The sequence below is a fragment of the Methylobacterium frigidaeris genome (assembly GCF_022179185.1).
GTDB classification, from domain to species: domain Bacteria; phylum Pseudomonadota; class Alphaproteobacteria; order Rhizobiales; family Beijerinckiaceae; genus Methylobacterium; species Methylobacterium frigidaeris.
Genome location: NZ_BPQJ01000003.1, coordinates 115,975 through 131,393, shown reverse-complemented (window position 1 = coordinate 131,393; position 15,419 = coordinate 115,975). Strand labels below are relative to the sequence as shown.

Sequence of the window (15,419 nt, the reverse complement as noted above, 5' to 3'; positions counted from 1 at the left end):
AGCCTCAAGCCCCGCCATGCTCTCCCGCACCGCCGACAACCTGTACTGGCTCTCGCGCTACGCCGAGCGCGCCGACTTCGTCGCCCGCATTCTCGACGCGGCCCTGCGCCTCTCCGCCCTGCCGGCCAATTACGGCGGCAGCGACACCAACGAGTGGGAATCGGCGCTCGCCTCGGCCGGCAACATCGAGCTGTTCCGCCCGCTCTACGACAGCGTCAACGAGCACACCGTCCGCGACTTCCTGGCCTTCAGCCCCAACAACCCGTCCTCGATCCGATCCTGCCTGCAGACCGCCCGGGAGAACGCCCGCAGCGTGCGCACCGCGCTGACGAGCGAGATGTGGGAGGCGATCAACGAGGCCTTCCTGCATCTGCGCAGCTTCGAGGGCCGGGACATGACCCGGGAGGAATTCGCGCGCTTCCTCGACTGGGTGAAGGGCGTGTCGCTCGCCTTCGACGGCTCGGCCTACCGCACGATGCTGCGCAACGACGCGTACTGGTTCACGCGGCTCGGCATCGCCATCGAGCGCGCCGACAACACCGCCCGCATCCTCGACGTGAAGTACCACGTGCTCCTGCCCGAGACCGAGCGGGTTGGCGGCAGCCTCGACTACTTCCAGTGGACCACGATCCTGCGCGAGGTCTCGGCGCTCACCGCCTATCACTGGGTCTACCGCGAGAGCATCAAGCCCTGGCTGGTGGCCGACCTGCTGATCCTCAACCGGGAGATGCCGCGCTCCCTCGCCAATTGCTACGAGATGCTGGTGCGCAACCTCGACCGCATCGCCGACGCCTATGGCCGCCGCGGCCCGAGCCAGCGCCTTGCCCGCGGCATGCTGGCCAAGCTCGACGACCTCTCGGTGGACGAGATCTTCAGCTCCGGCCTGCACGAATTCATCCAGGACTTCATCGCCGAGAACAACCGCCTCGGGGCGGCGGTGGTCGAGCAGTATCTGGGCTGAGCTTCGCTCCTCGGGGGTCCGTCCACAGCGCCCGCAGGGTTTCACCCGCAAGGTTTCGCCCATCGGCGGGACGGTGTATGACCGCCTCGCACGGCCCAGCTTTGGCGTGACAGCGAGCATCGCGACACCATGCGCATCCGCGTCGTCCACGAGACGGTTTACCAATACGACAGCCCGGCCAAGGGGCTGATCCAGATGCTGCGGCTGACACCGCGGGACCATGATGGCCAGCACGTCCGTGCCTGGCGCATCGAGCCGACCGTGGACGGCCGCCTGAGCCGGCGCGAGGACGGCTTTGGCAACATCGTCCACGTCTTCAGCGCCGATTGTCCCGAGGAGACGCTGACCATCCGGGTCACCGGCGAGATCGAGACCAGCGAGACCCACGGGGTGATGCGCGGCGTCTCCGAGTGGCTGCCGGACCCGTTCTACTTGCGCGAATCGCGATTCGCCGTCGCCGACGAGGCGATCCAGACCTTCGCCGACGAGGCGGTGGGCGGGGGCACCGACCGGCTCGACCGGCTGCATCGCCTTCTCGCCGCCGTTCACCAGGCGGTCGATTACGCCCCCGGCCCGACCGGCGCCGCCACCACCGCGGCCGAGGCCTTCGCCTTGCGCAAGGGGGTGGGGCAGGACCTCGCCCACGTCTTCATCGCGGCGGCGCGCCACCTCGAGATCCCGGTGCGCTACGTCTCGGGCTATTGCTGGCGGCCCGGTACGGCGGTGCAGGAGGCCGGCCACGCCTGGGTCGAGGCCCGGGTGCCGGATCTCGGCTGGGTCGGGTTCGATCCCGCCCACGGCATCGCGGTAACCGAGGCGCATCTGCGGGTGGCGATCGGCCTCGACTACCTCGACGCCGCCCCGGTCCGCGGCAGCCGCACCGGCGGCGGCACCGAGACCATGACGGTCAAGGTACGGGTCGACGACGCCCACGCGCAGGCCCGGCAGGCGCAAGGGCAGAAGGCTCAGGACCAGCAGGTGCAGGCCCAAGAGTAGGCTCAAGGGTAGGCCCGAGAGTAGCGCCCCTGTGGCTTCGCCGCGATAGGCGCGGGCCACCTCACCTCGGGGCAGCGGTTTGGGCTGGATTCGGGGGGGCGGCTGCGTCAGGGTGGCGCCGCGCGCGGTGACGGACCGTTGCGCCTGAGATCGCCGGGGGGCGGTGAGCGATGACCTATTGCGTCGGGATCCTGGTGGAAGAGGGTCTCGTCATGATCGCCGATACCCGCACGAATGCGGGGCTCGACGACATCTCGACCTACCGTAAGCTCCACATGTTCACGAAGCCCGGCGAGCGGGTGCTGGCGCTCGCCTCGGCCGGCAACCTCTCGGTGACGCAGTCGGTGCTCTCGCTTCTGACCGAGGGGGTCGAGGACCCCAATACCGGCAAGCCGGAGACGATCTACGACGCGCCGACGATGTTCCGCGCCGCGCAGCTCATCGGCCGCGCGATCCGCAAGGTGCGGGCGATCGAGCGCGCCGGCTTCGAGGCGGCACAACTGCGCTTCGAGGTCTCGTTCCTGTTCGGCGGCCAGATCGGCGACGGGCCGATGCGGCTCTACATGATCTACTCGGCCGGCAACTTCATCGCCTGCAGCCAGGACGCGCCGTTCCTGCAAATCGGCGAGCACAAGTACGGCAAGCCGATCCTCGACCGGGCGGTGACCTTCCGCACCGACATCTACGACGCCCTGAAGGTCGGCCTGGTCTCGATGGATTCGACCATGCGGTCGAATCTCGGCGTCGGCCTGCCGATCGACCTCACGGTGATCCGCCGCAACACCTGCGATACCGAGGTGCTGCACCGGATCGAGGCCGGAGAGCCCTATTTCCACGACCTGCGCGAGCGCTGGTCAGCGGCCCTGAGGGCGGCCCACCGGGCGATCCCGCGGCCGCCCTACGGACCGGGAACGAAGTAGGGCGGAAGCATTCGGGCCTGCCCCACCCACTCACCTCATTCTGAGGTGACTCATGGGGGAGGCGGGTCAACCAGATCCTGAGAGATGGACGCGGGATCGCCGCCGGCAGTCAGCCGGCGGCACTGTGACGGACGCTCAATACGTCGCCCGTCCCCCCGACACGTCGAACACCGCGCCGGTGGAGAACGACGCCTCCTCGCTCGCCAGGAAGCAGATCAGCGACGTCACCTCGTCGATTGCCCCGAAGCGGCCGATCGGGATCTTCGACAGCATGAAGTCGATGTGCTGTTGCGTCATCTGGTCGAAGATCGCGGTGCGCACCGCCGCCGGCGTGACGCAGTTCACCCGGATCTCCGACTTCGCCAGTTCCTTGCCGAGCGATTTCGTCAGCCCGATCACCCCGGCCTTGGAAGCCGAGTAGGCCGAGGCGTTGGGGTTGCCCTCCTTGCCGGCGATTGACGCGACGTTGACGATGCGGCCGTAGCCGCCCGCCTCCATCGCCGGCACCGCGGCACGGTTGCAGTAGAACAACCCGTTCAGGTTGACGTCGATCACCCGCTGCCAGGCATCGACCGGATAGTCGCGCAAGGTCGTGTTCGGCCCGGTGATGCCGGCGCTGCAGACCAGCACGTCGAGGCGGCCGCCGAGGACCGCCAGGGTCTCGCGCATCGCGGAATCGACGGCAGCGGCGTCCGCGATGTCGAGAGCCCGGGTGTCGGCGGCGCCGCTCTCGGCCTTGGCCTTCGCCAGCGCCTCCGCGTTCAGGTCCCAGATGGCGACCGTCGCGCCCTCGGCCCTGAGCCGCGCGGCGACCGCGAGGCCGATGCCGGAGGCGCCGCCGGTGACGAGGGCGGTGCGGCCCTCGAAGCGGTTCGGGAAGGTCATGGGTCAGCCTTCCCGGCGCTGCCAGGCGGTCACGTCCTGACGCTGCTCACCGAGCTTCTCGATGCCGAGCGTCATCACGTCCCCGGCCTTCAGGAAGACCGGCTCGGGCTTCATCCCCATGCCGACGCCGGGGGGCGTGCCGGTGGTGATGATGTCGCCGGGCATCAGGGTCATGAAGCGGCTGACGTAAGCGACGATCTGCGCGCAGGTGAAGATCATCGTGCGGGTGTTGCCGGTCTGCATGCGGCGCCCGTTGAGGTCGAGCCACATGTCGAGGCTCTGCGGATCGCCGACCTCGTCCGAGGTGACGAGCCAGGGGCCGACCGGCCCGAAGGTGTCGCAGCCCTTGCCCTTGTCCCAGGTGCCGCCGCGCTCGATCTGGTACTCGCGCTCCGAGACGTCGTTGACGAGGCAGTAGCCGGCCACGTAGTCGAGCGCCTGCGACTCCTCGACGTAGGACGCACGCCGTCCGATCACGATGCCGAGTTCGACCTCCCAGTCGCTCTTCACCGAATCCTTCGGCAGCATCACCGCGTCGTTCGGGCCCGACAGCGAGCTGATCGCCTTGGTGAAGACGATCGGCTCCTTCGGCACCGGCAGGTTCGATTCGGCGGCGTGATCGGCGAAGTTGAGCCCGATGGCGATGAACTTGCCCACATTCGCCACCGGCGTGCCGAGACGCGGTTCGCCGTCGACCACCGGCAGGCTGCCAGTATCGATCGCCGCGAGGCGGGCCAGGGCCTCGGGGCTCAGTGCCTCGGGGCCCAGATCGGGCAGGTGGCCGGACAGGTCGCGGATGCGGCCCTCCGCGTCGAGCAGGCCGGGCTTCTCCTGGCCCGCGGGGCCGTAGCGCAACAGCTTCATCGGGTCGAACCTCCTTGGAATCCGAGCGCACGCCTGACGGCGCGCAGGTTTGCGGGCGCGGGCAGGGCGAGACGGAGGCTCGATTTCGGTTTCCTCCGCGCGGCCCTGGCGCCGCACCATTCGATCCCATATATCGGGATCTTGTTCTTGTATGTGGGACGATACGCGGATGACATCGAAGCCGTCAACCGCGGAGGCGGGCGCGGCGCCGGGGAGCCAGACGCTTCTGCGCGGTCTCGCCATCCTGGAAGCGGTGGCGGGCGGCGCGCGGGACCTCGCCGCCTTGTCGGCGTCGCTCGGCACGACCCGCAGCACCACCCACCGCCTCGCCGCGGCCCTCGTCGAGCAGCGCTACCTCACCTTCGCGCCGCGGGACGGCTACGCGTTGGGCCCCAAGCTCCTCGAACTGGGTTTCCGTGCCCAGCAGGCGGCGCCGGTGACCCGGGTGGCGCGGCCCCATCTCGAGCGCCTGTCGGCGGAATGCGGCGACACCATCCATCTCGGCGTGCTGGAGGGTGACTGGGCGCTCTACCTCGACAAGCTGCCGGGGCGTCGGCGCATCGAGATCAGTTCGCGGGTCGGCGAGCGCCAGCCGGTCTGGTCGACCGGCCTCGGCAAGGCGCTGATCCTCGATCTCGGCGAGGCGCGCTGGCGGGGCTTCCACCGCCTCGGCGCGGCGCGGGGCGGCCACAGCCCGGACCTGGAGACGTGGCTCGCGCGGATGCGGACCTACGCGGCGCGGGGCATCGCCTATGACCGCGAGGAGAACGAACCCGAGGTGCGCTGCGTCGCCGGCCCGATCCGGGACGCGGGCGGCGCGATCGTCGCAGCGTTCAGCGTGACGAGCACGGTGCAGTACATGAACGAGGCCCGGATGGAGGCCCTGGCCGAGACGGTCCGGGCGATCGCCGACGCGATCAGCCGGGATCTCGGATGGGCGGGGTAGCCGGCGCAGGCCGGCGGGCGGCAGGAAGGACACGGTCGCTGCTGCCCTGACCAGAGCGTGTCTCCGTCTGACGAGGCCGAGCCGGACGTCCTTTCCGCCGCCCTCGTCACTGCGACAGTGCGTCCCGGTTCGGGGGCCCTTCCGACCTCCGGTGAAGCACCGGTCAACCGACGTCCTCCCGCAAGGGAGACAGGGGCGGTCGCGAGGTCAGGCGTCAGGACCCCAAGATGGCGCCTGACTCGTACGAGCGGTCGGCCGGGCGCTTTACTGAACCGCGACAGACGCTAACTTTCCGCCTGGAACGACGGGAAACTCGCGCTGCCGAGCCGCGGGCCGGAGGGGTGCACGATGAATCCGCTGATCCGGAAGCTCGAACGATTCTCCCGCCTGAGCGACGCGGACAAGCGCCTCCTGCAACAGGCCGCCACCGCCCGGATCGTCAACTACGATACGCACCAGGACATCATCGCCGAGGGCGAGGAGCCGCGCGACGTCAACCTCATCCTCGCCGGCTGGGTCTGCCGCTACAAGCAGCTCGCCGATGGCAGCCGCCAGATCATGTCGTTCCTGCTGCCGGGCGACCTCTGCGACCTCAACATCTTCATCCTGCGCCGCATGGACCACGCCCTTGGCACGCTCACCCCGGTGGTGGCGGCCAAGATCTCGCGCGACCTGCTCCAGGAGATGCTGAACGCCGATCCGCGCCTGACCCGGGCGCTGTGGTGGGAGGTCCTGGTGACGGCCGCGATCCACCGCGAATGGCTGGTCAATATCGGCCGGCGCACCGCGCTGGAGCGCGTCGCCCACGTTCTCTGCGAAGTGTTCGTCCGCCAGCAGGCGGTCGGTCGGGTGCGCGATGGCCGCTGCGAGTTGCCGATCACCCAGGTCGAGCTCGCCGACGCGCTCGGCCTCTCGGCCGTGCACGTCAACCGCACCCTGCGCGAGCTGCGCCAGGCCGGCCTGATCGACTGGCGCGACAAGCAGCTCGCCATTCCGGACATCGACACCCTGACGGCCGTCGCCCGGTTCGATCCGGATTACCTGCACCTGGATTACGAGGGGGAGCGGTTCGACGCGAGATGTTAGCGTCCTAGATCAACGATCCCCGGTCGGGAGCTCACCGCATCCCGCGCTTCAGATCATCCGCGATCAGCAGCGCACTGCGCCCGTCCCCCGCTTCGGCCAGGCGGTTGCGGTAGACCTGCAGGTTCTCGGTCACCCGCTGGACGTAGTTGCGGGTCTCGGTGAAGGGGATGCGCTCGACCCAGTCGACAGGGTCGACGCTCGGGTTGCGCGGATCGCCGTAGGCGTCGATCCATTTCTTCACGTTGCCGCCGCCGGCATTGTAGGCGGCGAAGGCGAGGATGTAGGAGCCGCGCCAATCCTCCATCAGCTCGCCGAGATGGGCCTGGCCCAGGCGGGCATTGTAGGCCGGGTCGCTGGTCAGGCGGTCGGTGTCGAAGGCGGCGCTGACCCGGCGGGCGGTGCGCTGGGCGGTGGCCGGCATCATCTGCATCAGCCCGCGGGCCCCGACGCTGGACTGCGCCCGCGGGTCGAACTGGCTCTCCTGCCGGGCGATCGCGAAGACCATCGCGCGCTCGACCTGCGGCACGGCCGCGGAGGCCTCGTAGGCCGGGATGCCGTTGGTCGGGTAGGCGTGGCGGTCGAGGGGAAGGCCCCGCTGCACCGCGGTCTTGCCGATCGCCACCAGGGCGCGGGGATCGTTGAGCGACGTCGCGACGTCGCCGAGCGCGTTGAGCTCCGCCGGCTCGGTCAGGCGCTGGGCGAAGTCCATGTAGAGCGGGAGCATCAGCTCCTTGAGGCCCGAGGCCGCCAGCAGGCGCAGGGCCCGCACGGCGTTGCGGTTCTCGAAGGCGGTGCGGGCGGCCTCGTCGAGGGTGCTGCACGGGCGGAGGGCGAGGGACGACTGGCCGAGCTTCGCCCGGGCGAGCTGGCCGTAATAAGCGATCGGCTGGGCGCTCGCGCGCTCGTAGAAGGCGCGCGCCTCGGCGGCCTGGCCCATGCCTTCGGCGGCGCGGCCCTGCCAATAGGCGGCCCGCGCCACCGAGATCGGCGTCTCGGCGATCGCCGCGGCGGCCGCGAAGTGCCTGGCGCCGAGGGCCGCGTCGTCGAGGAAGCGCAGGGCGATCCAGCCGGCGTGGAACTCGGCCTCGATGCGCTTCTCGACCGAGCGGGCGCTGTGGCCGGCGGCGACCGCGTAGGCCGACTTGGCGTCGCCGGCATCGAGGAGCTTGCGCGCGACGATGCGGCGCTCGATCCACCACTCGTCGGGATCGGCCAGGACCTCCGGGTTGCGCGGCGCCTGAGCCATCACGGCGGCAGCCTCCGCCGGCTTGTCGAGGCGGCGCAGGTACTGGGCGCGGGAGTAGAGGTATGAGGAATCCTGGCGCAGGCTCGGCGGCACGGCGTCGAGGGCCGACCCGGCATTCGAGGCCTTCGCCTCGACGGCGCGGCGGGCCCGCACCAGCGTGCCGTAGGCCTTGCCGGCGTAGGAGGCGGCGCGGCCGGCGGTGTCCCAGTCCTCCCGCATCAGCGCCCGCTCCATGCGGTAGCGGTGCTCGACCTCGCCGATCGTGCCCGGGAAGGCGTCGAGCACCTTCAGCTCCAGGGTGCGGCCGAAATTGTCCTCGCGCCACAGGTCGCGGACCAGGCCGGCGGCGTCCTCAGGGAGCCCGTCGGCCTTGAAGGCCAGCGCCAAGGCGAACTTGCCCGGCGCGCTCTGCGGCCGGCGGGCGGCGAAGTAGGCCCGGACCAGGGAGGGGGACTTGCGCTGCGAGAGCAAAGCCTCCTCGGCGCGCCGGCGCACCATGGCGCCCACCGGCCAGTCCGGGTTGTCGCGGATGAACGCGACGGTGCGCTCGAAGCCGATGCCGGCCCCGGCGCGGATCGCCGCCCAATCGAGGAGGGCGCGGGCGGCCGGGTCCTTGAGCCCGTCGCGGATCCGGTCGCCCTCGCTGACCTGGCCGCGCCGGTAAGCCTCGACCGCGCCGCGCAGGGCCGGGCCGTCGACCTCGGTGCCGAGCAAAGGCCGGCCCGGATCGGGCACGCTCGGCACCGGTGCAGGGGGGTTGATCGCCGCGTCCGGAGCGGGGAAGGGGATCGGCACCTCCGGATCGGCGGCGGCGAAGGCTGCGGCCGTCGCGGGCAGCCGCTCCACCGCCGCGCCCGGGCGCAGGCCGTCCTCGTCGGTCCGCTCGACCGCGCGGGTGACCGCCGCGGGCAGGGTCGCGGCGGGAGCCGGAGCGTCCGGCGGCGGCGCCACCGTCGAGCCGCCGAGCGCCGACAGCGAGGTCAGCGCGGCGCCGGACACCGTGAGGGCGAGGACCGCGAGGCGGCGCCGTCGAGGCGAGAGCAGCATGGTTCCCGTTCCCCTAAAGAGCTCGAATGACCGGACGCCCATGGTGGGAGCGCCGCGTTAAGAAGCGTTTAACCCTGGCGCCCGGTCATGCCGGAACGCGAGGGACTGGCTGAGCGTTTGCGCGCGACGGACCGGGCGCGGGAGCGTTTGCGCGCAGGCGCCTGAGGCCCTATGTGTCGGACGCCGGACGGCCGAGTTGGTCCCCCACGATTGGTCCCCCGAGGCTGTGGTCCCCTTGGTGATCCTCATGCGGGCCGGCCTCCCAACCAGAGATCCCGGGGGCGCCGCCCCGACCGGGCGAGGAACGCCAGCATGACGTCGACGCAGATCTCGCAGCGCCTGAGGGGCTCGCTCACCGCCCTGGTGACGCCGTTCCGCGACGGCGCCTTCGACGAGCACGCCTTCCGGGCCTTCGTGGCCTGGCAGATCGAGAACGGCACCCACGGTCTGGTGCCCACCGGCACGACCGGCGAGAGCCCGACGCTCAGCCACGCCGAGCACGACCGGGTGGTCGAAGCCTGCATCGACGAGGCCGCCGGCAAGGTGCCGGTGGTCGCCGGCGCCGGCTCCAACTCCACCGCGGAGGCGATCGAGCGGTCCCGTCATGCGGAGAAGGCCGGGGCTGACGCGCTGCTCATCGTCACGCCCTATTACAACAAGCCGACCCAGGAAGGGCTGTACCAGCACTTCAAGGCGGTCAACGATGCGGTCGGCATTCCCATCTTGATCTACAACATCCCCGGTCGCTCGGTGATCGACATGAGCGTCGACACCATGAAGCGGCTCTACGAGCTGCCGAACATCGCCGGGGTGAAGGATGCCACCGCCAACGTCGCCCGGGTCAGCCTGCAACGCCAAGCCATGGGCGAAGACTTCGTCCAACTTTCTGGCGAAGATGCGACCGCCCTGGGATTCATGGCGCATGGCGGCCACGGCACCATCTCGGTGACCTCGAACGTCGCGCCGCGCCTCTGCGCCGACTTCCAGGAGGCCTGCCTGTCGGGCGACTATCGCGCCGCGCTCGCGCTCCAGGACCGGCTGATGCCGCTCCACACCCACCTGTTCGCCGAGACCAACCCGTCGCCGACGAAGTACGCGCTCGCCCGTCTCGGGCTGATGCGCGAGGACGTGCGCCTGCCGATGGTGCCGGTGGGCGAGGGGACGCGGAGCCTCGTCGACGGGGCGCTTCGCCACGCCGGCCTCACCAACGGCTGACCTGCGCCATATCTCGATGCCGGGAGCCTCCGGGCTCCCGCCACCCGCCCCCAGGACCTTCGACCCGCCCGATGGCCAAGAAACCCGAGCCGAAGAACCGCGTCGTCGCCGACAACCGGAAGGCCCGCTTCAACTACGAGATCACCGACACGGTCGAGGCGGGCATCGCGCTGACGGGGACCGAGGTGAAGTCCCTGCGCGGCGGCAAGGCGACGATCGGCGAGGCCTTCGCCGGCCCCTCCGGCAACGACCTGCTGCTGTTCAACGCCTACATCCCCGAATACCTCGAGGCGAACCGCTTCAACCACGACACCAAGCGGCCCCGCCGCTTGCTGCTGCACCGGCGCCAGATCGACAAGTTCATCGGCGCGACCCAGCGCGAGGGCTACACGGTGGTGCCGCTGAAGATCTACTTCAACGAGCGCGGCCGGGCGAAGGTCGAGCTGGGCCTCGGCCGCGGCAAGAAGCTCCACGACAAGCGCGAGACCGCCAAGGAGCGCGACTGGCAGCGCGACAAGGCGCGGCTGATGCGCGACAAGGGTTGAGCACGGGGCATCCTGGCGCCCGAGGCACAACACGCCGCACTTACACCGCCGGCCATCACTCCTAGCTCCCGGACATGAAGACCAGCGCGGAGGCGCCGATGTTCGTCGAGGGAGGATGGCGGCCGTCCTGGGAACCGCCGCCGCGCCCACCCCAGCCGCGGCTGACCGGGCACCAGGAGCGGGTGCTGATCTGGATAATCGTCGTCAACGTGCTGCTCTGGTTCCTCGCCCCCATCGGCGGAGCGACCCTGATCCACGCCGCCATCGCGGTGATGCAGTAGGAATTGTGGCGTTCACCGGCAGGCGACGAAGACGCTCATCGCCTTGGCGTGGTCGGCGAGGTCGGCCGGCGCCATCGGGGCCGCGGCCGCCCCGACCGTGAAGGCGACGCCGTTGCTCTCGAGGAAGGTCGCCGCCACCGCACCCTTGAGGGCGAAGTTGACGTTCTGCGGGATGTCGCCGTTCGTCGCCACCATCACCTTGAGGGCGTTGAGCTTCGCCGTCACCACGCCGACGAAGTTGCCGTTGCCGTCGAGGAGCGGGCCGCCGGAATTGCCCGGCTGCACCGGCGCCGAGACCTGCAGGTAGCTGGTATTGTCGCCGAGCCCGGTGAGCGCGGTCACGTTGCCGAGAGTGAAGTTGCCCGAGGTCGAGAGCATGCCGGCGAGGGGATAGCCGAACGCCGCCACCGGCTCGCCGAGGCGGATACCCATGCGCAAGGCCGCGACCTTCGGCGGTGTCAGGCCGGTGCGCAGGATGGCGAGGTCGTTGGCGGCGTCACGGGCGACGACCTGGGCCGGAACGGTCCCAAGCGGGCCACGGACTTCGACCCGCCCGCATTCCTCAACCACGTGCGCGTTGGTCAGCACTTCGCCCCCTCGGCCGACGAAGAAGCCGGTGCCGGAACTGTCGCGCGGCTTCACGGCGGGCGGGCTCGGCGGGGTGACGGGCGGCACGGCGGCGACCACCGGAGGAGATTGCGGGGGCGCCTGAACCGGCGGCACGGCAGGCGGCATGGTCTGGACCGGTGGCAGGGCGACGGCGCGGGAATCGGGGGTGCCAAGCTCGGGCAGCGGGATGAAGGGCGCGTCCGGTGTCATCGCCGACCACAGGGAGGCGGATAGCAGGACCGCGATGCGCTCGGCGGCGAGATCGGTCGCCCGCGTCTCCCAGCGCAGGACGAAGCCGAGCGCGCCCGGCCCGTCCTGGTGGTAGCGCATGTAGATGTCGGTGCCGTCCTGCGAGGCCGAGATCGCGAAGAAATCCGGCCGCAGCACCTTGTAATGCAGGGTGGCGCCCTCCCGCTGGAACTTCTCGACCGTGTAGGCGTACGAATCCGCTACCGTGACGCTCGGCAGGTAATTGTAGGCGAGCGAGAGCCGCCGCGTCGGGTCCTTCAGGTCGAGGCCGCGGGGCGTGCGCTCGGCGGTGAGTCCGAGGCCCATCGGCGCCCAGATCGCGACCGGGCGGAAGGGATGCGCGATCGTGCGCAGGCCCCAGAGCGCGAGCTTCGGCGTTGCCAGCATCCGCAGCCGCGCGAGTTGCGCGCCGTCGAGCCAGCCGGTCGGCCGGAAGCCGTTCTCGCCCTGGAACTGCGCGATCGCCTCGAACAGCCGCCGCCCGAAGGTGACGTTGGGCATGCCGGTCCAGTAGCCGGCGGCGGTCAGGAGGGATTGCACCCGTACCCGCCGCTCGGTCTCCAGGAAGGCGAAGCGCGAGTCCGCCTCGGCGTAACCGGGGGGCGACTGGGCGAAGGCCGGAGCCGGGCCCGACAGCGCGAGACCGATGGCGAGGATGGTCCAGTGAGCGCGATGCAGGGCCAAGATCGTCGAGCCTCCGTGTCGCGGCGCAATCTGCACGCCCAAGTTTTGACACGAAATTGACATGCAGGCGGCAATTGTTCAATCGCAGGCAACTTTCGCACGCGGCCGCAGCCCAGCCCCGCACGGCGCCGAATTGCCGCCGGCCCGACCCCCGTGCTAGCGCGACGTCCTCAATTCAGGACGAAGCGAGCATCATGGCGCGGCGCCCCCTCCTCTCCGGCGACATGCTGCCGCTGCTTCTCCGGCTGTGGCGCGACTGGCTGCGGCCGCATGCCGGCACGCTCGCCATCGTGCTGGTGCTGATCGCGGTGATCGGCGCCGCCACCGGCTTCTACCCCACGTTGATCAAGGCCGCCTTCGACGCCTTCGACGCCAAGGATGCCGGCGCGCTCGCCTACGGGCCCATCCTGGTGATCGCCGTCACCGCCATACGCGGCTTCGCGCTGCTCGGCCAGACGGTGCTGACCAACCGGGTCGTCACCCGGATCGAGGCCGACATGCAGGCGGCGCTCTACGGCCACATGATCGAGCAGGACCTGGCCCAGCTCGGCCGCGAGAGCCCGGCGAGCCTGACCCAGCGCTTCACCACCGACTTCGCCTTCATCAAGGAGGCGCTGACGCGCATCTCCACCGTGCTCCTGCGCGATGTGGCGATGCTCATCGCCCTTGTCTGCGCCATGGTGTGGATGGATCCCTGGCTGACGATCGTCGCCGGGGTCACGGTACCGTTCATCGCCGGGCCGATCGCCCGCATCGGCAAGAAGCTGCGCCGGGTCTCGACCTCGACCCAGGAGCAGGTCGGCGTCACCGCGAGCCTGATCAGCGAGAGCTTGGCCGGCGCCCGGGTCGCCAAGACCTACGGCCTCGAGGGCTACCTCAAGGGCCGCACCCGCGACGCCCTCGACGAGGTGCGCCGCCTGAAGATGAAGGCCGCCAATGCCCGCGGCCGGCTCGATCCGCTGCTCGAAGTGGGTGGCGGGCTCGCGGTGGCGGGCGTGCTCGCCTTCATCGGCCATCGCATCCTCGCGGGCGAGAAGACGGTGGGCGACTTCACCGGCTACGTCGCGGCGCTCCTCCTCGCCGCCCAGCCGGCCCGGGCGCTCGGCAACCTCAACGCCATCCTGCAGGAGGCCTTGGCCGCCCTGTCTCGGACCTTCGCGCTGATGGACGAGGCGCCGACGATCCGGGAGAAGCCGGGAGCGCCGGCCCTGCACGTCGCCGGCGGCGAGGTGCGGTTCGAGGGCGTGCGCTTCCGCTACCGCGACGACGCACCGGCGCTCGAGGGCATCGACCTCACGGTGCCGGCGGGGTGCACCACGGCGCTCGTCGGCCGCTCGGGGTCCGGCAAGTCGACCCTGCTGTCCCTGGTGCCGCGGCTCTACGACGTGAGCGAGGGCCGGGTCACGATCGACGGGCAGGACGTGCGCGACGTGACGCTGGCCTCCCTGCGCCGCGCCGTCGCGGTGGTGTCGCAGGAGGTGGTGCTGTTCGACGATACCATCGCGCAGAACATCGCCTTCGGCCGCGAGGGCGCCAGCCGGGACGAGATCGAGGCGGCGGCGGTGGCCGCGGCGGCGCACGGCTTCATCACCGCGCGGGCGGAGGGCTACGATTTCCGGGTCGGGCCCGCCGGCAACCGGCTCTCGGGCGGCGAGCGGCAGCGCATCGCGCTCGCCCGCGCCTTCTTGCGCGATGCGCCGATCCTGCTCCTCGACGAGGCGACCTCGGCCCTCGACGCCGAGTCCGAGCAGCTCGTCCAGGCGGCCCTGACCCGGCTGATGCGCGGCCGCACCACCCTGGTCATCGCCCACCGCCTCTCGACGGTGCGCGACGCCGACCTCATCGTCGCGATGGAAGCCGGCCGGGTCGCCGAGACCGGCAGCCACGCCGCGCTGATCGCGCGCGGCGGCACCTATGCGCGGCTGCACCGGCTCCAGCTCGCCGACGACCGGGAGCCCGCCTCCGCGGCGCAGGCGTCGTGAGGCCCGGGACGCCGGAGGCGACCGCGGCCGACGCGCCGTCCGGGCGACGCCTCGCCGAGGGTGTCGCCTTCGCCCTCCTCGCCGTCAGCCTGTGGGGCGGCTGGTTCGTCATCACCCGCCGGACGGTGGGGGCGGGAGGCGTGCTCGGGCCCGCCGACCTCGTGGCGCTCCGCTTCGGCATCGGTGGCCTCGTGCTGCTGCCGGTGCTGCTGCTGCGGCTGCGCGGCCTCGGCCGGACGGCGCTCGTCGACGCGGCCTTCCTCTACGTGGCGCAGGGCGCGCCGTTCGCGCTGCTGATCTCGATCGCCCTGCGCTACGCGCCCGCCGGCCACGGCGCGGCGCTGACGCCCGGCACGATGCCGCTCTTCGCCGCTCTGCTCGGCGCGCTGGTGCTGCGCGACCGGCCGGGCCGCTTCGCCCTCGCCGGCCTCGGGCTGATCGCCGCCGGGGCGCTCACCCTGGCGGGGGGCTTTCGCGATGCCGACGAGCTGTTCGGCTACGCTCTGCTCCTCACCGCCGCCCTCCTGTGGGCTGCCGGCACGGTGCGGATGCGCCGCTCCCGTCTCACGGCTTTGGAGGCGACGGCGTTGATCTGCGTCGGCTCGCTTCTCACCTACATTCCGCTCTATCTCGCCGCGGGCCTGTCGCACCTCGCGGAGGCGGCGCCGGCGGAGATCGCGATCCAGGCCGTCTATCAGGGGGTGCTGGTGAGCGTGGTGGCCCTGATCGCCTTCAACCGCTCGCTGGCGCTGATCGGCCGGCGCACCCCGGCCTTCACCGCCCTGGTGCCGGTGATCGCGACCCTGCTGGCGATCCCCGTCCTCGGCGAGGTGCCCGACCCGCTCCATATCGGCGCCATCCTGGCGATCGGAGCGGGGGTGCTGCTGACGACGCGGGGGTGAG

The 15,419-nt window shown here is 70.9% G+C and carries 14 protein-coding genes; 10 read left to right on the top strand and 4 right to left on the bottom strand.

What is annotated here, in order from left to right:
- Nucleotides 1-16: 16 nt before the first annotated feature.
- The 3 genes from MFF64_RS04155 (at nucleotide 17) to MFF64_RS04145 (ending at nucleotide 2,877) form a co-directional block, all read left to right on the top strand.
- Nucleotides 17-961 carry an alpha-E domain-containing protein gene (locus MFF64_RS04155; RefSeq protein ID WP_238189751.1) on the top strand — a complete coding sequence of 315 codons (945 nt, stop codon included), beginning with the start codon at nucleotides 17-19 and terminating at the stop codon, nucleotides 959-961.
- A 129-nt stretch (nucleotides 962-1,090) separates the two neighbouring features.
- Nucleotides 1,091-1,957 carry a transglutaminase family protein gene (locus MFF64_RS04150; RefSeq protein ID WP_099900130.1) on the top strand — a complete coding sequence of 289 codons (867 nt, stop codon included), beginning with the start codon at nucleotides 1,091-1,093 and terminating at the stop codon, nucleotides 1,955-1,957.
- A 170-nt stretch (nucleotides 1,958-2,127) separates the two neighbouring features.
- Nucleotides 2,128-2,877 carry a proteasome-type protease gene (locus MFF64_RS04145; RefSeq protein WP_099903276.1) on the top strand — a complete coding sequence of 250 codons (750 nt, stop codon included), beginning with the start codon at nucleotides 2,128-2,130 and terminating at the stop codon, nucleotides 2,875-2,877.
- Between the two features lie 135 nt (nucleotides 2,878-3,012).
- Here MFF64_RS04145 and MFF64_RS04140 read toward each other — a convergent pair whose 3' ends face one another.
- Together MFF64_RS04140 and MFF64_RS04135 are read right to left on the bottom strand one after the other, a co-directional pair.
- A complete protein-coding gene (locus tag MFF64_RS04140; RefSeq protein WP_099903273.1) occupies nucleotides 3,013-3,762 on the bottom strand; it encodes an SDR family NAD(P)-dependent oxidoreductase in 750 nt (249 codons plus the stop codon).
- Nucleotides 3,763-3,765: 3 nt separating this feature from the next.
- Nucleotides 3,766-4,626 (bottom strand): 2,4-didehydro-3-deoxy-L-rhamnonate hydrolase, encoded by an 861-nt coding sequence (locus MFF64_RS04135; protein ID WP_099903270.1) that lies wholly within the window; start codon nucleotides 4,624-4,626, stop codon nucleotides 3,766-3,768.
- Between the two features lie 169 nt (nucleotides 4,627-4,795).
- On the opposite strand from MFF64_RS04135, the gene MFF64_RS04130 reads away from it, so the two are divergent.
- Together MFF64_RS04130 and MFF64_RS04125 are read left to right on the top strand one after the other, a co-directional pair.
- Entirely contained in the window at nucleotides 4,796-5,572 is a 777-nt protein-coding gene (locus tag MFF64_RS04130; protein ID WP_238189749.1) for an IclR family transcriptional regulator, read from the top strand.
- Between the two features lie 348 nt (nucleotides 5,573-5,920).
- Nucleotides 5,921-6,658, top strand: a complete 738-nt coding sequence (locus MFF64_RS04125; RefSeq protein ID WP_099903223.1) for a Crp/Fnr family transcriptional regulator — start codon at nucleotides 5,921-5,923, stop codon at nucleotides 6,656-6,658.
- Nucleotides 6,659-6,689: 31 nt separating this feature from the next.
- On the opposite strand, the gene MFF64_RS04120 is transcribed toward MFF64_RS04125, so the two are convergent.
- A complete protein-coding gene (locus MFF64_RS04120; protein WP_238189747.1) occupies nucleotides 6,690-8,951 on the bottom strand; it encodes a lytic transglycosylase domain-containing protein in 2,262 nt (753 codons plus the stop codon).
- 312 nt (nucleotides 8,952-9,263) lie between these two features.
- Between MFF64_RS04120 and dapA the strand changes: the two genes are divergently transcribed.
- From dapA to MFF64_RS04105, 3 genes are all read left to right on the top strand, one after another.
- Nucleotides 9,264-10,166 (top strand): 4-hydroxy-tetrahydrodipicolinate synthase, encoded by a 903-nt coding sequence (gene dapA, locus MFF64_RS04115; RefSeq protein WP_238189745.1) that lies wholly within the window; start codon nucleotides 9,264-9,266, stop codon nucleotides 10,164-10,166.
- 71 nt (nucleotides 10,167-10,237) lie between these two features.
- Entirely contained in the window at nucleotides 10,238-10,711 is a 474-nt protein-coding gene (smpB, locus tag MFF64_RS04110; RefSeq protein ID WP_048428442.1) for an SsrA-binding protein SmpB, read from the top strand.
- A 74-nt stretch (nucleotides 10,712-10,785) separates the two neighbouring features.
- Nucleotides 10,786-10,992 (top strand): hypothetical protein, encoded by a 207-nt coding sequence (locus MFF64_RS04105; protein WP_238189742.1) that lies wholly within the window; start codon nucleotides 10,786-10,788, stop codon nucleotides 10,990-10,992.
- Nucleotides 10,993-11,004: 12 nt separating this feature from the next.
- Here MFF64_RS04105 and MFF64_RS04100 read toward each other — a convergent pair whose 3' ends face one another.
- The gene (locus tag MFF64_RS04100; protein ID WP_238189740.1) at nucleotides 11,005-12,534 is read right to left on the bottom strand and encodes a serine protease; all 1,530 of its coding nucleotides are present in this window, start codon (nucleotides 12,532-12,534) and stop codon (nucleotides 11,005-11,007) included.
- Between the two features lie 194 nt (nucleotides 12,535-12,728).
- Here MFF64_RS04100 and MFF64_RS04095 point away from each other — a divergent pair, with 194 nt between their 5' ends.
- Both MFF64_RS04095 and MFF64_RS04090 read left to right on the top strand, forming a co-directional pair.
- On the top strand, nucleotides 12,729-14,516 hold the full coding sequence (locus MFF64_RS04095) for an ABC transporter ATP-binding protein (RefSeq protein WP_207767869.1): 1,788 nt from the start codon (nucleotides 12,729-12,731) through the stop codon (nucleotides 14,514-14,516).
- A complete protein-coding gene (locus MFF64_RS04090; RefSeq protein WP_238189738.1) occupies nucleotides 14,513-15,418 on the top strand; it encodes a DMT family transporter in 906 nt (301 codons plus the stop codon). Before MFF64_RS04095 ends, MFF64_RS04090 begins: the two co-directional genes overlap by 4 nt.
- The last annotated feature ends 1 nt before the right edge of the window (nucleotide 15,419 follow it).